Consider the following 17,735-nt stretch of genomic DNA (forward strand, 5'->3'; position numbering starts at 1 on the left):
GCCAATATTGGCTTAATTTTTTATTTGTAGTACTTATGAGTAAAAATTTACACGTAATAATCGTTTTTGTTTTTTTTATACTGCCACTTTTTATGAATGCCCAAACGGGCATTGAGCCTGCGCCTGAAGACTCTGAAAGTAGTGTTAAGTATCCACAGTTTCAGTTTAAAGGTCTTTTACAGGCTAGATATTTAGAAAGTTTTGGTGAAAATGTAGATGTTTTGGGAGTTCATCATTCGACAGGTGAGGTTACTCAAAGTTCGTTTGATATTAAAAGAATGCGTATAGGGCTAAATACAAAGTTAAGTGAAGCAACTGAAGTTGTAATTTTAGTGAATCTGGCCGATTTCAAATCAGATCCTAAAGGGAAGGTGCTTGAAAATGCTTATGCAAAATATACTTTTAATAAATATATCGCTTTAACCGGAGGTCAGTTTCGTCCGGCATTTGGTATTGAAGAATTAGTTCCGGTAGATATTATAAAATCATTTGACTTTTCGAACCAGTATTATGAATTTGGGAAAAACGGATGGACGAGTTTTCAAATCGGAGCTTCTGCAACAGGATCTGTCGATGTAGGTAAAATCCCTATAAGTTATGCTATTTCAGTTTTAAACGGAAACGGAAGAAATCAGGAAATGGACAATGATAACGGAAAACAATATGCTACCAGATGGGTTTTTGGATTATCAAAAGTTCATAAAATAAATTTGGGTTTGAATGGTGGAATTGGAAAAAGATCTAATCAAAAGGTTTTTGCTGTAGGGGCAGATATTACAAGTGATTTTAAGCTTACCGATAAATTTACTTTTGATTTGCAAATTGAATATAAACAGGGAACGAATCAAAATTTATATTTTTCTTTGCCTCCGGAAGGCAGAACTGCTAAAATTGATGATTATCAAATGCGTGGTATTTATTTTTTACCTAATTTAAGATATCTGGTCGATTATAAAAAACTGACTGCATTGGAGTTATCCTGCCGATTTGAATCCTTTGATAATAATTTTAAAACAAGTCCAAATTTAAGGAGAACTTATACGCCAATGATAAGTCTTGAATTTGGTAAAGCTTATACAGGTCGTATTGAAATGGGATTTGAAATCGATAAATACGATAAAAATATTCCTAATACAGCATATTATAATGACAACCTGTTTTTAATTCAGTTTCAGTGCAGACTTTAGTTTAATTTAATTCTCATCTTATGAAAGAAGTAAAAATTCCTCAAGCCATAATCACACTTGTAGCTGGAATTGCAATCTGGTTAATTCCTGCTCCGGATGGTGTAAAAAATGAAGCCTGGCACTTATTTGCCATTTTTGTCTCTACTATTTTAGGGATCATTCTAAAGGCGGCGCCAATGGGAACCATGTGTATGATTGCTATTGCATTAACAGCTTTTTCGCAAGTGTTAGCTCCGGGTGAGGCGGGAAAATCAATTACTTTGGCACTGAGAGGTTTTGGGGATAAAGTAATCTGGCTGATCGGGATTTCGTTTTTTATTGCGAGAGGTTTTATTAAAACAGGATTAGGAAACAGAATCGCTTTTTTATTTATTAGAATATTCGGAAAAAGTTCTCTTGGTCTGGCCTATGGTTTAGGATTAGCTGATTTGGTTTTGGCTCCAGCCGTGCCAAGTAATACAGCAAGAGGAGGAGGGATTATTTATCCTATCATGAAATCGATGGCAATGAGTTTTGGCTCAGATCCTGAAAAGCCGGAAACACATAGGAAATTGGGTTCATACCTGACTTTGAGTAGTTATAATGTCAATCTGATCGCTTCGTCAATGTTTTTAACGGGGACGGCCAGTAATCCAATGTGTCAAAAATTCGCCCTTGATTTGGGGATTAAAATAAGCTGGATTTCCTGGGCAACTGCTGCAATCGTTCCGGGTTTGGTTTCGTTTTTTGTGATTCCTTTTGTGTTATATAAAATCTATCCGCCTGAATTAAAGAAAACAGGAGATGCTCCGCAAATTGCAGGTCAGAAACTAAAAGAAATGGGTGCGATCACTCGCGATGAATGGTTGATGTTGCTGACTTTCTTTATTTTGTTATTTCTTTGGATGACAGGAGATTTATTTTCTATCGATGCTACCACAACGGCATTTATTGGTTTGGTCGTTTTGCTTTTAACATCAGTATTGACGTGGGAAGATGTAAAAGCCGAAAAAGGAGCGTGGGATACCATCGTTTGGTTTTCGGTTTTGGTGATGATGGCCAGTTCGCTCAACGAATTAGGATTTATAGGCTGGTTTAGTAATTTGGTAAAAGCCGAAATAGGAGGTTTAAGCTGGCAAATGGCTTTTCCTATTATTATACTGGTGTACTTTTTTAGTCATTATCTTTTTGCAAGTGCGACCGCACACGTTGCTGCGATGTATGCGGCTTTGCTTGGTGTAGGGGTTTCGCTTGGAATTCCTGGTTTGTTATTAGCTTTTATGCTTGGTTTTGTCGGATCTCTTTACGGAACTTTAACACATTATGGTCATGGGCCGGCACCTGTTTTCTTTGGGAGCGGCTACGTTGATTTAAAAAGCTGGTGGGTCAAAGGTTTAGTCACCGGATTAACAATGTTGCTTATTTACATGGTTATCGGTGGGCTATGGCTAAGACTTATTGGGTATTTTTAAAAATTAAATTCGAATTCCGGGAGGAAGTAATTCCTTGTACTGAGGATTTTTTTTGATGAATAATACAATTCTGGGATGAATAGGCATTAATCTGAATTTTTTTTCGATAATTAGTTCCATGATGTTTTTAAGTACGACATCAATTAATGCTTGATTGTCAAAACCTTCTGGTGAGTTGATTTTGGTTAGAAAGATTTTCTTTTCCTGAAATGAATATTCAACAGAAAGTAATCCTTCAGGTACTATGGTTTCAAATTGTCTTGCAAAAGTATTGTCTTTGATTTCCATAGTTTCAATAGGTTCCATATTAGTCATGTTTTTTGGGGATTGAATTAAAAAAATAATAGAAAAAGAACGTTAATAGTATTGTGCAAAAGATCTTGGACGGATCTTTTGATATTGGTTATAATGAGTGCAAAGGTAATCATTTGATTTTCAATATAAAATTATTTTTTGATAGTCCGGTAAAGGCTTGGGTTACGTATGCTTTTTTGTAAATTTATTTTGTTTAAAATAATTATGGTGTAAGATTTGCAGTGCATATTGCTAAATAAAGTAATTTTAGCTTGTAATTAAAAGCTGTAACCATAATCTGTTTCTGTTAAAATGAGTAAAATCCCTGTATATTTTATGCCTGGTCTGGCGGCTAGTCCTGCTATTTTTGAAAGAATCAAATTAGACGAATCTGTTTTTGAGGTATGTTTATTAGAATGGGAGATTCCGCAACCCAAAGAATCCTTGTCTGATTATGCGCTTAGAATTTCGAAAAATATCAAACATGAGAATCCGGTTTTAATTGGGGTTTCGTTTGGAGGAATTTTGGTTCAGGAAATCGCAAAACATATCGAAGCCCGAAAAGTAATTATTATTTCGAGTGTGAGAAGTAATGTTGAATTTCCAAGAAGAATGAAAATTGGTAAAACTACAAAAGCCTACAAGCTGATTCCGATGAAGTTGATTTTGAATATCGAAAATCTGGCAAAATATTCGTTTGGAGAAAAAATCAATAAACGAATTAAATTATACGAGAAGTTTTTAGCGGTTCGTGATCTTAAGTATTTGCAATGGGCAGTAGAATCGGTTATTTTATGGGACAGAAATGAAATCGATACAAAAGTGATTCATATTCATGGCGATCAGGATGATGTTTTTCCTATAAAGTATATCAACAGTTGTATTGTGGTAAAAGGCGGAACTCATATTATGATCCTGAATAAATATAAATGGCTGAATGAGAATTTACCTTCGATCATCTTGGAAGATTAAATTTTGGGAAATTGCATTTTTTTTTTTTTTTTAAAATCCCAAATTCCAAATGTTTTGTGATTAGGGATCTTATATAAAGGTAGTTGCGTGAAAAATGTATGCGCAAACAAAGTCATTGCGAGGCACGAAGCAACCATCCAAACAATAAGCAAGCTTTCAAGATGTGCTGCATGAGATTGCTTCGTTCCTTGCAAAGACAAGATTGGGTTGACGCTTCGATTCCCATGAGCCTGACAACAAAAAATCCCAAACTCTTTGGAATTTGGGATTTTAAAATATTGTGATTTAAAGAAATCTAGATTTTCTTCATTTGATCTTTCATCATTGTGATTTGCTCTTTCAGCATTCCTTGCTTGTCTAATTTCTTCGCTTCGTTAAGTAGGTTTGTTGCTTCAAGCTTTCTGCGGCGTGACATTGCAACTCCAGCAAGGTTTAATTTTGCTACGGCTAAATCCATATCCATTGATAGTCCTAGTTCGATTGCTTTTTTGAAATGTTTCTCAGCCTGATTGATATTTGTTTGAGATAACATGATTCCGTGAAGGTAATTAAAGTATCCTTGTTGTTTTCTAACTAAAGCCGCTTCCGGGTTTTTGATGTATGCCAGCCATTTTTTAGCACCTTCGAAGTCTTGTTTTCTTAATTTTAGGAAGGCTAAAAGGATAAATTCGTTTTTAAAGTAAAGAAATATTGGAATTGCCGTCAATAATATAAGGAAGATTCCGTTCCCGATATTGCTTTCCGTAAATTGCCAGATGCCAGCAACTACAAGAAGTCCGGCTAAAATAAGTTTAATATTTTTGTGAAACATAATAGATGTATATTTGTGATTGCAAATATAGTAAAATGAATTAAAAATATTTTTATAAAACTACTTGCGAGAAAAAAAAGTCTTTGTATATTTGCACTCGGTTTTGGAATAATGATATTCAAAACAGAAAAACAGAAAATAGACACCATTTTAAAGATACAAAGCAATGAGCAAAAGAACATTTCAACCATCGAAAAGAAAAAGAAGAAATAAGCACGGATTTATGGACAGAATGGCTTCTGCGAATGGAAGAAAAGTTCTGGCGCGTAGAAGAGCTAAAGGAAGACATAAATTAACTGTTTCTAGCGAGCCTAGACACAAAAAATAATGTTTGTATAAACATACATAAGGCGATTACTTTTTTAGTATCGCCTTTTTTTATACCTTGTCGGTAAAAAAAAATGTAACATTCTAGTTTCTAAAGCACTGTGAATGATTTTGAATACATATAATAACTACACAATACATACAAAATGCCTAAAGACACATCAATAAAATCAGTTTTAATAATAGGGTCAGGACCTATTGTTATTGGTCAAGCTTGCGAATTTGACTATGCAGGATCTCAATCTGCTCGTTCTATTCGTGAAGAAGGGATTGAAGTTATCTTGATAAACTCAAATCCAGCGACTATTATGACCGACCCAACAATGGCCGATCATGTATATTTGAAACCTTTAACTACAAAATCGATTATTGAGATTCTGAAAGAACATCCACAAATTGATGCTGTTTTGCCAACAATGGGCGGACAAACGGCTTTGAATTTATGTTTGGAAGCTGAAGAAAAAGGGATCTGGCAGGATTTTGGAGTAAAATTAATTGGAGTTGACGTAAACGCTATTAATATTACCGAGGACAGAGAGCAGTTTAAACAGCTTTTAGAAAAAATTAATGTACCAACTGCGCCCGCAAAAACAGCTACTTCGTACTTAGAAGGAAAAGAAATTGCACAGGAATTTGGTTTTCCGCTTGTAATTCGTCCTTCGTTTACACTTGGAGGAACTGGAGCAGCAATTGTTTACAAAAAAGAAGATTTTGATGAGCTTTTAACTCGCGGACTTGAAGCATCACCAATTCACGAAGTTTTGATTGACAAAGCTTTGATGGGATGGAAAGAATATGAGTTAGAACTTTTAAGAGATAAAAATGATAATGTTGTCATCATCTGTTCGATCGAAAATATGGATCCAATGGGAATTCATACTGGAGATTCGATTACGGTGGCACCAGCAATGACATTATCAGACACAACATTCCAGAAATTACGTGACTATGCCATCCTGATGATGCGTAGTATCGGTAATTTTGCAGGAGGCTGTAACGTACAATTTGCAGTTTCGCCAGATGAAAAAGAAGATATCGTAGCGATCGAGATTAACCCTCGTGTGTCTCGTTCATCTGCTTTAGCCTCTAAAGCAACTGGATATCCAATTGCTAAAATAGCTTCTAAACTGGCTTTAGGATACAACTTAGATGAATTGCAAAACCAGATTACAAAATCGACTTCGGCTCTTTTTGAACCAACTTTGGATTATGTAATCGTAAAAATACCTCGTTGGAACTTTGATAAATTCGAAGGTGCCGACAGAACTTTAGGTCTTCAGATGAAATCTGTAGGTGAGGTAATGGGAATTGGACGTTCGTTTCAGGAAGCATTACATAAAGCAACTCAATCTCTTGAAATTAAGAGAAATGGTTTAGGTGCTGACGGAAAAGGATATAAAAACTACGAAGAGATTATAGAGAAACTAACTTTTGCAAGTTGGGATCGTGTTTTTGTAATTTATGATGCTATCGCAATGGGAATTCCGTTGAGCCGTATTCATGAAATTACTAAAATCGATATGTGGTTCCTGAAACAATACGAGGAACTTTATACTTTAGAGAAAGAAATTTCGAACTATAAGATATCTAATCTTCCAAAAGAACTTTTGCTTGAAGCGAAACAAAAAGGTTTTGCCGACAGACAAATTGCTCACATGGTAAACTGTTTAGAAAGTGAAGTGCATACTTTACGTATGGATCAAAACATTAACCGTGTGTTTAAATTGGTTGATACTTGTGCGGCTGAGTTTAAGGCAAAAACACCTTACTATTACTCTACTTTTGAGGCTGAAATCGAAAAAGCAAATGGTGAGCGTTATGTAGATAACGAAAGTATTGTAACCGATAAAAAGAAAATTATAGTTCTGGGTTCAGGACCAAACAGAATTGGACAAGGAATTGAGTTTGATTATTCTTGTGTACACGGAGTTTTGGCTGCTAAAGAATGTGGTTACGAAACAATCATGATCAACTGTAATCCTGAAACGGTTTCAACTGACTTTGATACGGCTGATAAATTATACTTTGAACCAGTTTTCTGGGAACATATTTACGATATCATTCAGCATGAAAAACCAGAAGGTGTTATTGTACAGTTAGGTGGACAAACAGCTTTGAAACTGGCTGAAAAATTATCTAAATACGGAGTAAAAATTATCGGAACTAGTTTTGATGCACTTGATTTAGCAGAAGACAGAGGACGTTTCTCAGATTTATTGAGAGAACTACATATTCCTTTCCCACAATTTGGAATTGCTGAAACGGCTGACGAAGCTTCTGCACTTGCTGATACTTTAGATTTTCCATTATTGATTCGTCCTTCTTATGTATTAGGAGGTCAGGGAATGAAAATCGTAATCAACAAAAAAGAATTAGAAGAACACGTTATCAATTTATTGAAAACGATTCCAGGAAATAAATTATTGCTGGATCACTATTTAGCCGGAGCAATCGAAGCTGAGGCTGATGCAATTTGTGATGCTGATGGTAATGTGTATATCATAGGAATTATGGAGCACATCGAACCTTGCGGAGTTCACTCTGGAGATAGTAATGCTACATTGCCTCCTTTTAACTTAGGAGAATTCGTAATGCAACAAATTAAAGATCATACTAAAAAGATTGCAAGAGCGCTGAAAACAGTTGGTCTAATCAATATTCAGTTTGCGATAAAAGACGATACAGTTTATATTATCGAGGCAAACCCTAGAGCGTCAAGAACGGTACCATTTATTGCAAAAGCTTACGGAGAGCCTTATGTAAACTATGCTACGAAAGTAATGTTAGGTCATAATAAAGTAACTGACTTTGATTTTAACCCACAATTAAAAGGTTATGCGATCAAACAACCGGTTTTCTCTTTCAGTAAATTCCATAATGTAAACAAAGCATTAGGACCAGAGATGAAATCGACAGGAGAAAGTATCTTGTTTATTGATGACTTAAAAGACGATCAATTCTACGAATTGTACTCTAGAAGAAAAATGTATTTGAGTAAATAATCTCAAATTCTAATATAAAAAGAAAAGCTCCAATGAAAATTGGAGCTTTTTTAGTTTTATGGTATGTTGATTCTTTAAAAAGAGATCAGGTATAGTTTTGCAACATTCAATCTTCATTCTTAATAAGCAAAATCATATTTAAAATTAAAAGTACCATCTGTTACTTTTGTTGTAATAGGGTTTGAAGCGCTTACAGGTTTTGAATCGTCTTCAACACAACTAAATGAAAATGTACCTGCAAGGGTTTTTGCACTTAAATCAATTGCAGTTATTGATATATTTCCTTCAATTACCTCCTGCATATTTTCTTTACTCAAAGCCATCGAAACTTCAATCTGTGTTTTTGAGGCGTCATATGTGCTTTTAGTAATAGTATAGCTGCCTATTTTAAGATCGCTTCTTTTAATGTAAAGTCTAATTTCTTCTAATCCTTTTCTTCCTACAAGTTGAATATATTCTGTTGCAGGATAATAATCAAATAATGGCTTTGTGGCAAAATTTGAGTTAAAAGGATTGTTGACTTCCCACAATGTGCCATCAACTTTTGCTGTCATTGCAAATTTTGAGGTTGGTGAAGTAGGGGTTTCAGGATTTTCTTCGCTGTTATTATCGCTAGAACAGCTGTTTAGTAAAAGAATTAAAAAAAGTAATAGGGTTTTTAAAGTAGTTTTCATCAATGATTTTTAGATGTTAATTAAGGGATAAATGTAGATTAATTTTTGTTAATATTAAATTTTGCAGTACAGTATTTTGTAATAAAAAAGCTCCAATAATGGAGCTTTTCGTTTTGTTGACCTGGAAGTTGTTTTTGCTTGATTATAATGCTAGAGATTACTCATTTTGGCTAAATGCCATATTATCTCTCGTATTTTTTTGTACTGAAATAGCGCCAAACAATGCTAATAAAAATGCAAATGCGTAAAAACCTTTTTCACTTGGTAAAATGGTAGCATTCCAAAGTCCAACAGCTAATAGTACAATTGATAAAAGTGTTCCGAACCAGCAAATTCCGTAGTAAATATCTGTTACGGGAAGTTTTTCAAGTCTGTCTCTAACGCTTTTTTGTAATGAAACTACAGCAAAAAGACCAAACATTAGAACTGTAAAGTAATATCCTTTTTCATTTAGTAGCATTTCGGCTCTAGCAAGTCCAACGATGTATCCAACCATTCCTGCTCCAAGAGCTACCCATGATGCCGCTATAAAGGCATTCGATGTTTTTTGTACCATATTAATTTATTTTCATGTTTTGGTTAATAACAAATATAGATAAATTAGGTTCATATCAAAGCAATTCAAATAAAGTATTATTCAGTATAATCTTCTAAAAATGTTATATAAAAAAAAGCTCCAAAATTATGGAGCTTTCTCGTTTAAAGTAAGATAGATGTATTATTTAACCAATTGCTGTAAAGGTTTCAATTGTTCCATGTCGATTTTTGATTCTCTTAAAACAGACATTAAAGTCATGATGTTATTTGGGTTCATGTTTTCGCCCAATACACGCACTACTGCAAATCCGTTTTCTTTTCTATTGGCAAAAACTACAAACTCTTTGATGTTGTCATCAGAACCTACATAACTTATTGACGCGCCATCTTTACCTGAGCCAAAACTCATCAATTGCTGGTATTTAGGATCTTTTAGAATCGCTTTGACTTTGGCTCTTTCTGCTTCAAATTGAACCTGATTGGTAGTGTTCGCTTTAAAAGCCAGAATGTTCATCTTGTCAAATGATTTTAAAGCTTCGTTTTGTTCTGCAGATAATTTTGTTTTTTCTACGTTTAAAATACTTGGAGAAACATCAAGAGCAATAAAATTTTTGTTATCTGTGTTTTCTACAAAATATTTTTGCAACGAAGGATCAGAATTACAACTTACTAAAGTCAGTAATACTAAAAGGGCTGAGGTAAAAATGTTGGTTTTCATCTTATTTTTTGCCTTTAGAGGCTTTTTTTAGATCAGAACCACCAGGAAGTTGCATCTTATCTGTAAGTACTGAAATTTCGTTGATATCAAAATTACCTGTTAATGATAATAAAACAGTTTCGTCGTTTTTCGCCCCGTCAACGTACATTAATAATTCTCTTATTTGAGAATCTGATGCTCCTGATTTTACAGATATTCTAACGTTTCTCCCGCCATCATTAATTCGCATTAATTCTTCTAATCCTGCCGTTTTTACATATTTGTCAGCAGAGGCTTTCATATCAGCTTCAATTTTAGGATTTTTAGTAGTAAACACTTTTAAGTTGTCTAATTTTTTAATGAGATTAATGTACTGTTGTGTTTCTTTATCAGAGGGATCAGCTTTTACTTTGCTCATTAAATCAAACATTTTTTTGTTTACAATTACAGAGGTTACATCGTCCTGACCATCAAATTTGTCAAATGCACCCTGTGCATAAAAAGTAGTGGTAACGAATGCGAAAACTAGTGTTATGATGAAATTTTTCATTTTGATTGATGTTTTATTGTTTAAAAATTTTATTTTTTGATTGTTCATATTCCTTAATGTATTGTACACTTCCAATACCTACATTAACATTGCTTGATAATAAGGCTAAAGCTTTTTGAGTTGCTGCTAATGCTTCTTCCGGATTATCATAGGTTCCTAGTTCTGTTTGCGCTACAGCCAGAGCTGCATTTTTTTCGCTTACATAAAAATAGGTTCCAACTCCTAGTAAAACAACAACAGAAGCCGCTATCGATAACCACGCCACATTTCGTTTTTTAGTTTTTAGTGGTATGTCCTGCGTCGATTTTTGTTCTTTTACCTGAGAGAAATAACCAAATATAGGTTTGTATTGCTTTAAATGCTGCGCAACATTTGGTGAAGAAAAATAGTCTTTTAATTCTTTTTCCTCTGCAATACTGGTTTCTCCCTGAAAGTATTTTTCTAATAGATCTTCTATTTTATTGAATTCCATAACTGTGTGTGTTAACCATTGATTCTCTAATTTTTTTTCTCGCTCTCGAAAGTGCTACCCGAATAGCCGTTTCATTCATGTTGACAATTTTAGCAATTTCATCAAATTCATATTGTTCAACATCGCGTAACTGAATTAATATTTGTAATTGCTCGGGCAACTGACTTATAATTTTCTCCACCCATTCTAAGCTATTCGAATCCTCTAATTTTTTATCCAACTGAGGTTCCCGGTCGGTATAGTTATTATGTACAATTTGAAGATTTCCTGCTCTTTTCGATTTTAACTGATCCAGACAATAATTTTTTGTCATTGTCATCGCTAGTGCCTCGACACTATTATAGCTGTCTAAATTTTCTTTTTTATTCCATAATTTAACTATTACTTCCTGCGTAGCATCTTCGGCCTCTTCTGTACTGGTTAATAATCTTTTTGCCAGACGAAAAACTTTGTCTTTAAAAGGATTTATTAATTCTATAAACACATTCTGATTCATAAAATTGGTTGGTTATTCGTTAGCTTATATAGTCAAGACGAGGCACTATTATTTTTGTTACAGCAGAGTATAATTTTTTTTATAATAAAAAACACTTTAAAAATATCATAGTTAAAACTAAAGATACTATTTTTACGTTAATACTACATAGATACCTACTATATGAAAACAATTTTAAAGGGCGTACTGTTATTATTTTTACTTGCTTTTTCTTTGCAGTCTTGTGAGGATCAGGATGATGTTGCCGCTCCGGCTGATTTGCAGGTGAATGATTTTATTTGGAAAGGCTTAAATCAATACTATTTATGGCAAGCCGATGTACCTAATTTAGCCGATGAACGTTTTAATAATAATCAGGAATTATTAAATTCTTTTTTACGAGGATATTCTCAACCGGAAGATTTATTCCAGGCTTTATTAAATAAACCTATTAGCAAATTTCCAAAAGGTCAGGCAATTGATCGCTTTAGTTGGATTGTATCTGATTATACTGTTTTAGAACAGGAACTTCAGGGAACTACAAAAAATAATGGTGTCGACTTTAGATTAAGTTATAAGCCTAATAGTACAACTGATTTAGTGGGTTATGTACGTTATATTATTCCTAATTCTGATGCTTCAGGAAAACAAATAAAACGTGGAGATCTTTTTACAGCAATAAATGGAACTCAACTTACCGTTTCAAACTATCAATCTCTTTTGGCAGCCGATAGTTATACTCTAAATATGGCTGATTTTAATGGTACAAGTTTTGAATCTAATGGAAAAACAGTTTCTTTAGTAAAAACAACTTTAGACGAAAATCCTATTTTTATCAATAAAGTGATTACTTCAGGTAGTCATAAAATTGGTTATTTAATGTATAATGGTTTTTATGCCAATTACGATGCGCAATTAAATGCTGCTTTCGCCGAATTGAAATCGCAAGGAATTACAGATCTTGTTTTGGATTTAAGATATAACGGCGGCGGTTCTATACAAACTGCAACGCGTTTGGCAAGTATGATTACAGGTCAGTTTACGGACAAGATTTTTGCTAAGGAAAAATGGAATGCAAAAATAAATGCAGCTTTTGAAATTGATAATCCGGAATATCTAAATAATCGTTTTGTAGACAAAGTAGATGGAGCGGCAATAAGCAGTTTAAACTTGTCTAAAGTATATATTCTAACTACTACAGGTACAGCTTCTGCGAGTGAATTAGTTATAAATGGTTTGGTGCCGTATATTTCAGTAGTTCAGATAGGGGAAACAACAGTGGGTAAAAACGTTGGTTCTGTTACTTTATATGATTCTCCAACTTTTGGAAAAGCAAAAAGAAATCTAAATCACAAATACGCTATGCAGCCTTTGGTGCTAAAAATAGTAAATGCTGCTGATTTTGGAGAGTATACAGATGGATTAAAACCAACTTATGAACAACTAGAGCGTATTACTAATCTGGGAGTTTTAGGTGATACATCAGAACCGTTATTAAGTGTTGCTATTTCGCAAATTACAGGAGCAACGGGTAAAAAAGCGCAACTGGATAAAGGTATTGTTTTAAAGAATTTTACAGATACCAAAGCAATGGATGGTATCAGAAATCAGATGTATGTTAAAGATGCTCCGGAGGGACTTTTAAGATCATTAAAATAATAAATATAAAAAAGGCTTTCAGAAATGAAAGCCTTTTTTAGCAATATAGAATATCCAAAAACCAATTCTATAGCTAGGAATTAATCATTAAAGTAGAAACCGTTTGATCCAACTCCTGTAGTTAATGTTTTTAGTAATTCACCACTTAGGTTATAAATGTATGCTTTACCATCTGCTTTAAAGTTTCCATCTGCAATATATATGCGGTTGTCATTAACTGCAAATCCATATAAGTATCCTGCTTCTGAAGTAACAATTGCTGTTGTAGAAGGTGCCGTGGCATTTAGAGCCATAGTATACACTGCACTATTTACTGTATAATAAATTTTATTATCCTCAATATCCATTAAAGAAGCACCATCTAAACTTTCAGGGAATGTAATTTTAGAAACAGATTTGTCTGATAGTTTTACTTTTACAATCTCACTTCTTTGTTGGTAAGGACCTCTTAAAATATATAAAATCCCGTTTTCTTCTTCGATACAATCAGAGCTGTAGCCTATTTCTACAGATGTTTCTAATTTTTTTGTTGCAATGTCTACAACTAACAATTTATTGCTGTTAAGAGGTTCAGTAATATATAATTTACCATCTTCTAAAATTACTCTGTTGGCAGTAGCGTTTAATTCAATTTTAGATTCTAAAGTATTAGTTGCCAAATTAATTACAGCTACATAATCATCCGTATTTCCGTTAGGGTTTTCCTCTGGTTTTTCAAAGTTGTAGTAGGTATTAGCGTTTGTAACGTAAGCTTTCCCGTCTTTAACAACTCCATATCTTGGATTAGCAAGTCCTGTTTCTATTTTTGCAATTAATTTAAATGTGTATCTGTTTACAACATTAATTACGTTAGAACCACCTGCGATGATATAAGCTTTATCACCATCAAAAAAAATATTTTGAACAAACTTTCCAATTTTATCATTTGGGTTAGCTGCAATATAAGCATCTTTTGCGAAGACACTAAAATCATTGCTTGAAAAAGAAACAGTTCCTTGTCCGGAACTTCCTTCATTTAATATGAAAAATCCATTTTCATATTGTCCTTTTGGCTCATCAGTATCGTTGTCATCATTGTCGCTTGAACAAGAAGCAAATAATGAAATGCTAAGCGCTATTAAAAGTAATTTACTAAGTTTCATAAATATTAAAATTTTAGAGTTAAATACATGTTGAAATTACGGCCAGGCATTGGTCGGTCTTCATATCCTTCATAATCTTTATTGAATAGATTTAAAACTTTAAAGCCCAGTTTAAAAGAATCCAGAAAGTTAAAATCATAATTGATACCCAGATTTGAGACTGTATAATCGTTTATAATTTCGTCCGGATTATTATCTGCTCTGGTGTAGACAAAACCATTATATAAAAATTGATAATAGAAGTTAATTCTATTTCGGGTATAAGAAATAGCGGCAGTAACTTTGTTATATGGAACAAAGAACAGTTGGTTTTTAGTTTCTTCATCTTTAGAGGCTGTATATGCATAAGACGCATTTGCTCCAAAATAGTTTTTGCCAAATTGCTGTTTCCAGCTCAATAAGGTTTCAGTTCCATAACTGTTTACTTTGTCAGTGTTTTGTGGGGACCAAATTCCGTTTTTACCTGGAACCCATTGCAATAAATCTTTTATTTTGAGGTAATAAAAAGTCTGGGTAAAAGAAAAGTTTTTGAATGTAAAAACGTTTCCAATTTCAGCCTGATAAGAACTTTCAGGTTTTAAATTCAGATTACCACCCGGACTCCAATAAAGATCATTATAAGTTGGGATTCTGAAATTTCTTGACACATTTAGTTTTAAATTGTACAACTTACTCAATTGATACGTAGATCCCAGAGAAAATAAAAGCGGTGATTCATAGTTATCTGTAAATTCTTTTCTGATACCAAATTCACTTTTCCAATCGGTCGAAATATCTTGTTTTACAAGTAACGAAGCAGAACTGATTTCGCGAATGTGATCCCCAAAACTAGTTCCGTAACCTTTTGTTCTATTGTAGTCTACGATACCATTTATTTGTGTCGATTTAAAAAGAGTATATCCTAAATCTAGCTTTGTAATTAAACTCTCGGTTTTACCATAACTATAATAATCTTTTGTGTTATCGGCAAAGTATTGATAGTTTTCAAAAATATAAGCTGTTTTGAAATTAGTTTTGAATTTACCAAAATCACCATCATACTCTAATAAATTTCGATTGAAACCATTTATGTATTTACTTTTAGTTTCATTTTCTGTTACTAATGAAGTATTTCTGTCTGTATTTGATGTTTGACTGTAAAGTTTCAGAGTGTTTTTTGCATCAATTTTATAACCCACATTGGCGCTCATTGTTATAATATCGTATTGCCCGTTTTGATTCCAGCGCTGTTCACCTTTCCAGGTATAACTATTTAGATATTTATAATCATTTGTCGAACTATTTTTAGAAAAGCCAATTTGTGCACTCCATTTTTTGTTCGAAATATTAGTTTTGAAATTTATTCCAATCGTGTTGAAACTTCCGTAATCTAATTTTAAATTGTTTTCGAATCTTTTATAAAAACTCAGGTCATTATTTAAATGCACGGTTCCTCCAACCGCTCCGCTGCCATATATAACACTTCCTCCACCAGCTTTTACACTTACAGAATTATAGTCAGATCCTGCAATCGTATTAAAGTCCGTACTTCCATTCATTTGAGAATTAATATTAATTCCGTTCCAGATAACAGCCGTTTGCGATGCAGTTGTACCTCTAAAAGCAACTGTCGAAAGCATTCCGCGTCCGTATTCTTTAAAGTAAATAGTAGAATTATAATTTAGTAAATCTGTTAATAAAGCTTCATTTTTATTAATGACAGAATCATTGAGCTTTAAAACCGATTGGGAGGCGGAGTATTTTTTTAGATTAGCATCAGAAACTACAACTTCTTTCAAGCTGGTAATAGTATCATTCTGCGCCATAATAATTTGGCACAACAGCAATAAACAAAATGCGAAAAGTTTTTTTAAAGTCATAATTTCTAAACTCTTTTTCCCGAGAGCTCGATATTTGTTACAAAGGCAGGTCTCCTGGCTTGCGTCTTGTTGTTTACCTTCCCATTCGCCGGGGCGAGCAGTGGTATTAGAGTTAACAACAAACATTCTTTTTAGAACTAAGCTTACAGTTGCGGGTACAGCTCAAGATTTTGATTATTACTTGATTCCCTTTTAATGTGTTTCGAAAAAACACAACCTTAATTGGTTGCAAAGATAAAGTTAAAAATATCGAATTTTCTAATTTGTTTGACTATTAAGGACAAAATCTAAACAAAAAGGTATTTAAAGTGCTATTTTTATTACCTCACCAAAATCTACTTTGTTATTAAAGGCATCTTTCAGATGCAACGAAGTGTGATGACATAAAATACTACGTATTACTCCTGCGTGCGCTACGATAATGATAGGTTTTGTTATTTCTTTTGAAATTTGAGATAAAAAAATCCCCACTCGTTCGTGTAATACAACAAACGATTCGCCATTTGAAACCCTGATATTTACAAAATCCTCCATCCAGGGATTAAGTTGCTCCGGCGGAATTTTATTCCAGTTTTTCATTTCCCAATCGCCAAAATTCATTTCCATTAAACGATCTTCTTTTTCAAATGCAATTGTTTTAATATGATTCTGAATATATTCAGCTAAAATGACACAACGTTTTAGTGGACTCGAAAAAATTATTGCTTCAGGAGGTAATTGCGAAACGATATTTTCAAAAACAGATTCAAAAGGTTCTGCCAAATCTACATCAGATTGTCCGTAACAAACTCCTTTTTCGCAAATCGTTTCGGTGTGACGAACTAGATAAATTTCCATATCAAAAGAATACTTAAATAATAAACAACCTCGCAAACCTGTTGTGTTGCACCAAGACAGTCTCCAGTATAACCATCAATCCATTTCTGGAAATAACGCGCAAGAAAAAATCGCGTTATAAAAACCGGAGTTAAAGCCAAAAGGAATTTATATTGAAAATAAGAGAAAACGAAAAGAGGAAGTAATCCGAAGAAAAACGAACCGAAAATTTCTTTCCAGTTATGGTTTTTTGCAATAGGTTTACTTTTACTCGAAGCATCGTCTCTGGAATATTCATGCGTAAAAATAATAGAGATGGCAGCCAAACGGCTCAAAGCATGAGCAGAAATAAACAAAATAAAAACCTGAATAAGTGCAATAGAATTATCTCCTTTAAAAAGCGAAACAGATTCTGAAAGCAATTTGAATTTTAATAAAAAAAGCAAAACCAAACCAATAGCTCCATAAGCACCAATCGCGCTGTCTTTCATAATAATCAGGATTTTTTCTTTGGTCCAGCCGCCACCAAAACCATCACAAACATCTGCAAAGCCATCTTCGTGAAAAGCTCCGGTAGTAAGAACAGAAACAACAAGGGCAAAAATTACCGCTGTTTCTGTTGAAAGAAAAAACGAAAAAAGATAGAAAGCCAGAAAAGAAATGCTCCCCACAATCCAGCCAATCAAAGGGAAATACCGAGTGGCTTTGTTTAAATAATCAGGATGATGGTCAATGTTTTTGGGACAAGGAATTCTGGTGTAAAACATTAAAGAGGTAAAGAAAATATGTAGTTCTTTTTTCATTTAAGAA

General features: G+C 33.6%; 18 protein-coding genes and 1 riboswitch. Of the genes, 6 read left to right on the plus strand and 12 right to left on the minus strand.

Going from position 1 to position 17,735, the window contains the following annotated elements; genetic code table 11:
• The first annotated feature begins 35 nt into the window (after positions 1–35).
• Together GIY83_RS24230 and GIY83_RS24235 are read left to right on the plus strand one after the other, a co-directional pair.
• The gene (locus GIY83_RS24230; RefSeq protein WP_229029169.1) at positions 36–1,187 is read left to right on the plus strand and encodes a porin; all 1,152 of its coding nucleotides are present in this window, start codon (positions 36–38) and stop codon (positions 1,185–1,187) included.
• Between the two features lie 20 nt (positions 1,188–1,207).
• The gene (locus tag GIY83_RS24235; RefSeq protein WP_208683905.1) at positions 1,208–2,638 is read left to right on the plus strand and encodes an anion permease; all 1,431 of its coding nucleotides are present in this window, start codon (positions 1,208–1,210) and stop codon (positions 2,636–2,638) included.
• 3 nt (positions 2,639–2,641) lie between these two features.
• Here the strand turns inward: GIY83_RS24235 and GIY83_RS24240 are convergent, their stop codons facing one another.
• Complete coding sequence (locus GIY83_RS24240; RefSeq protein WP_228520454.1) at positions 2,642–2,953, minus strand: GNAT family N-acetyltransferase; 312 nt, start codon at positions 2,951–2,953, stop codon at positions 2,642–2,644.
• Positions 2,954–3,244: 291 nt separating this feature from the next.
• On the opposite strand from GIY83_RS24240, the gene GIY83_RS24245 reads away from it, so the two are divergent.
• Positions 3,245–3,904 carry an alpha/beta hydrolase gene (locus GIY83_RS24245; RefSeq protein ID WP_194616778.1) on the plus strand — a complete coding sequence of 220 codons (660 nt, stop codon included), beginning with the start codon at positions 3,245–3,247 and terminating at the stop codon, positions 3,902–3,904.
• Positions 3,905–4,199: 295 nt separating this feature from the next.
• On the opposite strand, the gene GIY83_RS24250 is transcribed toward GIY83_RS24245, so the two are convergent.
• Positions 4,200–4,715 carry a hypothetical protein gene (locus GIY83_RS24250; protein ID WP_035682014.1) on the minus strand — a complete coding sequence of 172 codons (516 nt, stop codon included), beginning with the start codon at positions 4,713–4,715 and terminating at the stop codon, positions 4,200–4,202.
• A gap of 166 nt (positions 4,716–4,881) precedes the next feature.
• On the opposite strand from GIY83_RS24250, the gene rpmH reads away from it, so the two are divergent.
• Together rpmH and carB are read left to right on the plus strand one after the other, a co-directional pair.
• On the plus strand, positions 4,882–5,043 hold the full coding sequence (gene rpmH, locus GIY83_RS24255; protein ID WP_008464848.1) for a 50S ribosomal protein L34: 162 nt from the start codon (positions 4,882–4,884) through the stop codon (positions 5,041–5,043).
• 145 nt (positions 5,044–5,188) lie between these two features.
• Complete coding sequence (carB, locus tag GIY83_RS24260; protein WP_194616777.1) at positions 5,189–8,044, plus strand: carbamoyl-phosphate synthase large subunit; 2,856 nt, start codon at positions 5,189–5,191, stop codon at positions 8,042–8,044.
• A 119-nt stretch (positions 8,045–8,163) separates the two neighbouring features.
• Here the strand turns inward: carB and GIY83_RS24265 are convergent, their stop codons facing one another.
• From GIY83_RS24265 to GIY83_RS24290, 6 genes are all read right to left on the minus strand, one after another.
• Positions 8,164–8,718: a hypothetical protein gene (locus GIY83_RS24265; RefSeq protein WP_208683907.1), complete on the minus strand. Its 555-nt coding sequence runs from the start codon at positions 8,716–8,718 to the stop codon at positions 8,164–8,166.
• Between the two features lie 157 nt (positions 8,719–8,875).
• Positions 8,876–9,274, minus strand: coding sequence for an inner membrane protein YiaA (gene yiaA / locus GIY83_RS24270; protein WP_194616775.1), 399 nt, complete (start codon positions 9,272–9,274; stop codon positions 8,876–8,878).
• 162 nt (positions 9,275–9,436) lie between these two features.
• The gene (locus GIY83_RS24275) at positions 9,437–9,973 is read right to left on the minus strand and encodes a DUF4252 domain-containing protein (RefSeq protein WP_208683909.1); all 537 of its coding nucleotides are present in this window, start codon (positions 9,971–9,973) and stop codon (positions 9,437–9,439) included.
• 1 nt (position 9,974) lies between these two features.
• Entirely contained in the window at positions 9,975–10,502 is a 528-nt protein-coding gene (locus GIY83_RS24280; RefSeq protein WP_194616773.1) for a DUF4252 domain-containing protein, read from the minus strand.
• A gap of 13 nt (positions 10,503–10,515) precedes the next feature.
• Positions 10,516–10,974, minus strand: a complete 459-nt coding sequence (locus GIY83_RS24285) for a hypothetical protein (protein ID WP_194616772.1) — start codon at positions 10,972–10,974, stop codon at positions 10,516–10,518.
• A complete protein-coding gene (locus tag GIY83_RS24290) occupies positions 10,961–11,470 on the minus strand; it encodes an RNA polymerase sigma factor (RefSeq protein WP_194616771.1) in 510 nt (169 codons plus the stop codon). Before GIY83_RS24290 ends, GIY83_RS24285 begins: the two co-directional genes overlap by 14 nt.
• Positions 11,471–11,632: 162 nt before the next feature.
• Here GIY83_RS24290 and GIY83_RS24295 point away from each other — a divergent pair, with 162 nt between their 5' ends.
• Entirely contained in the window at positions 11,633–13,108 is a 1,476-nt protein-coding gene (locus GIY83_RS24295; protein WP_194616770.1) for a S41 family peptidase, read from the plus strand.
• A gap of 80 nt (positions 13,109–13,188) precedes the next feature.
• On the opposite strand, the gene GIY83_RS24300 is transcribed toward GIY83_RS24295, so the two are convergent.
• The 4 genes from GIY83_RS24300 to GIY83_RS24315 form a co-directional block, all read right to left on the minus strand.
• Complete coding sequence (locus tag GIY83_RS24300; protein WP_208683911.1) at positions 13,189–14,250, minus strand: YncE family protein; 1,062 nt, start codon at positions 14,248–14,250, stop codon at positions 13,189–13,191.
• A gap of 5 nt (positions 14,251–14,255) precedes the next feature.
• A complete protein-coding gene (locus GIY83_RS24305) occupies positions 14,256–16,055 on the minus strand; it encodes a TonB-dependent siderophore receptor (protein WP_229029170.1) in 1,800 nt (599 codons plus the stop codon).
• A gap of 80 nt (positions 16,056–16,135) precedes the next feature.
• A riboswitch (cobalamin riboswitch) is annotated at positions 16,136–16,345 on the minus strand.
• Positions 16,346–16,412: 67 nt separating this feature from the next.
• Positions 16,413–16,946: an alpha-ribazole phosphatase gene (gene cobC, locus GIY83_RS24310; RefSeq protein ID WP_208683913.1), complete on the minus strand. Its 534-nt coding sequence runs from the start codon at positions 16,944–16,946 to the stop codon at positions 16,413–16,415.
• Entirely contained in the window at positions 16,931–17,728 is a 798-nt protein-coding gene (locus tag GIY83_RS24315; RefSeq protein ID WP_208683914.1) for an adenosylcobinamide-GDP ribazoletransferase, read from the minus strand. The genes cobC and GIY83_RS24315 overlap by 16 nt, the downstream gene beginning before the upstream one ends.
• Positions 17,729–17,735: the final 7 nt, after the last annotated feature.

The sequence above is a fragment of the Flavobacterium sp. SLB02 genome (assembly GCF_009664855.1).
In the GTDB taxonomy this organism is placed as follows: Bacteria; Bacteroidota; Bacteroidia; order Flavobacteriales; family Flavobacteriaceae; genus Flavobacterium.

What these genes read in the sequence shown, in the direction of transcription:
- GIY83_RS24245 (WP_194616778.1), top strand. Translation starts at nt 3,245, where the DNA reads ATGAGTAAAATCCCTGTATATTTTATGCCTGGTCTGGCGGCTAGTCCT.
- GIY83_RS24305 (WP_229029170.1), bottom strand. Translation starts at nt 16,055, where the DNA reads ATGGCGCAGAATGATACTATTACCAGCTTGAAAGAAGTTGTAGTTTCT.
- GIY83_RS24295 (WP_194616770.1), top strand. Translation starts at nt 11,633, where the DNA reads ATGAAAACAATTTTAAAGGGCGTACTGTTATTATTTTTACTTGCTTTT.
- GIY83_RS24235 (WP_208683905.1), top strand. Translation starts at nt 1,208, where the DNA reads ATGAAAGAAGTAAAAATTCCTCAAGCCATAATCACACTTGTAGCTGGA.
- GIY83_RS24240 (WP_228520454.1), bottom strand. Translation starts at nt 2,953, where the DNA reads ATGACTAATATGGAACCTATTGAAACTATGGAAATCAAAGACAATACT.
- GIY83_RS24265 (WP_208683907.1), bottom strand. Translation starts at nt 8,718, where the DNA reads ATGAAAACTACTTTAAAAACCCTATTACTTTTTTTAATTCTTTTACTA.
- GIY83_RS24280 (WP_194616773.1), bottom strand. Translation starts at nt 10,502, where the DNA reads ATGAAAAATTTCATCATAACACTAGTTTTCGCATTCGTTACCACTACT.
- GIY83_RS24285 (WP_194616772.1), bottom strand. Translation starts at nt 10,974, where the DNA reads ATGGAATTCAATAAAATAGAAGATCTATTAGAAAAATACTTTCAGGGA.
- carB (WP_194616777.1), top strand. Translation starts at nt 5,189, where the DNA reads ATGCCTAAAGACACATCAATAAAATCAGTTTTAATAATAGGGTCAGGA.
- rpmH (WP_008464848.1), top strand. Translation starts at nt 4,882, where the DNA reads ATGAGCAAAAGAACATTTCAACCATCGAAAAGAAAAAGAAGAAATAAG.
- cobC (WP_208683913.1), bottom strand. Translation starts at nt 16,946, where the DNA reads ATGGAAATTTATCTAGTTCGTCACACCGAAACGATTTGCGAAAAAGGA.
- GIY83_RS24290 (WP_194616771.1), bottom strand. Translation starts at nt 11,470, where the DNA reads ATGAATCAGAATGTGTTTATAGAATTAATAAATCCTTTTAAAGACAAA.
- yiaA (WP_194616775.1), bottom strand. Translation starts at nt 9,274, where the DNA reads ATGGTACAAAAAACATCGAATGCCTTTATAGCGGCATCATGGGTAGCT.
- GIY83_RS24275 (WP_208683909.1), bottom strand. Translation starts at nt 9,973, where the DNA reads ATGAAAACCAACATTTTTACCTCAGCCCTTTTAGTATTACTGACTTTA.
- GIY83_RS24315 (WP_208683914.1), bottom strand. Translation starts at nt 17,728, where the DNA reads ATGAAAAAAGAACTACATATTTTCTTTACCTCTTTAATGTTTTACACC.
- GIY83_RS24250 (WP_035682014.1), bottom strand. Translation starts at nt 4,715, where the DNA reads ATGTTTCACAAAAATATTAAACTTATTTTAGCCGGACTTCTTGTAGTT.
- GIY83_RS24230 (WP_229029169.1), top strand. Translation starts at nt 36, where the DNA reads ATGAGTAAAAATTTACACGTAATAATCGTTTTTGTTTTTTTTATACTG.
- GIY83_RS24300 (WP_208683911.1), bottom strand. Translation starts at nt 14,250, where the DNA reads ATGAAACTTAGTAAATTACTTTTAATAGCGCTTAGCATTTCATTATTT.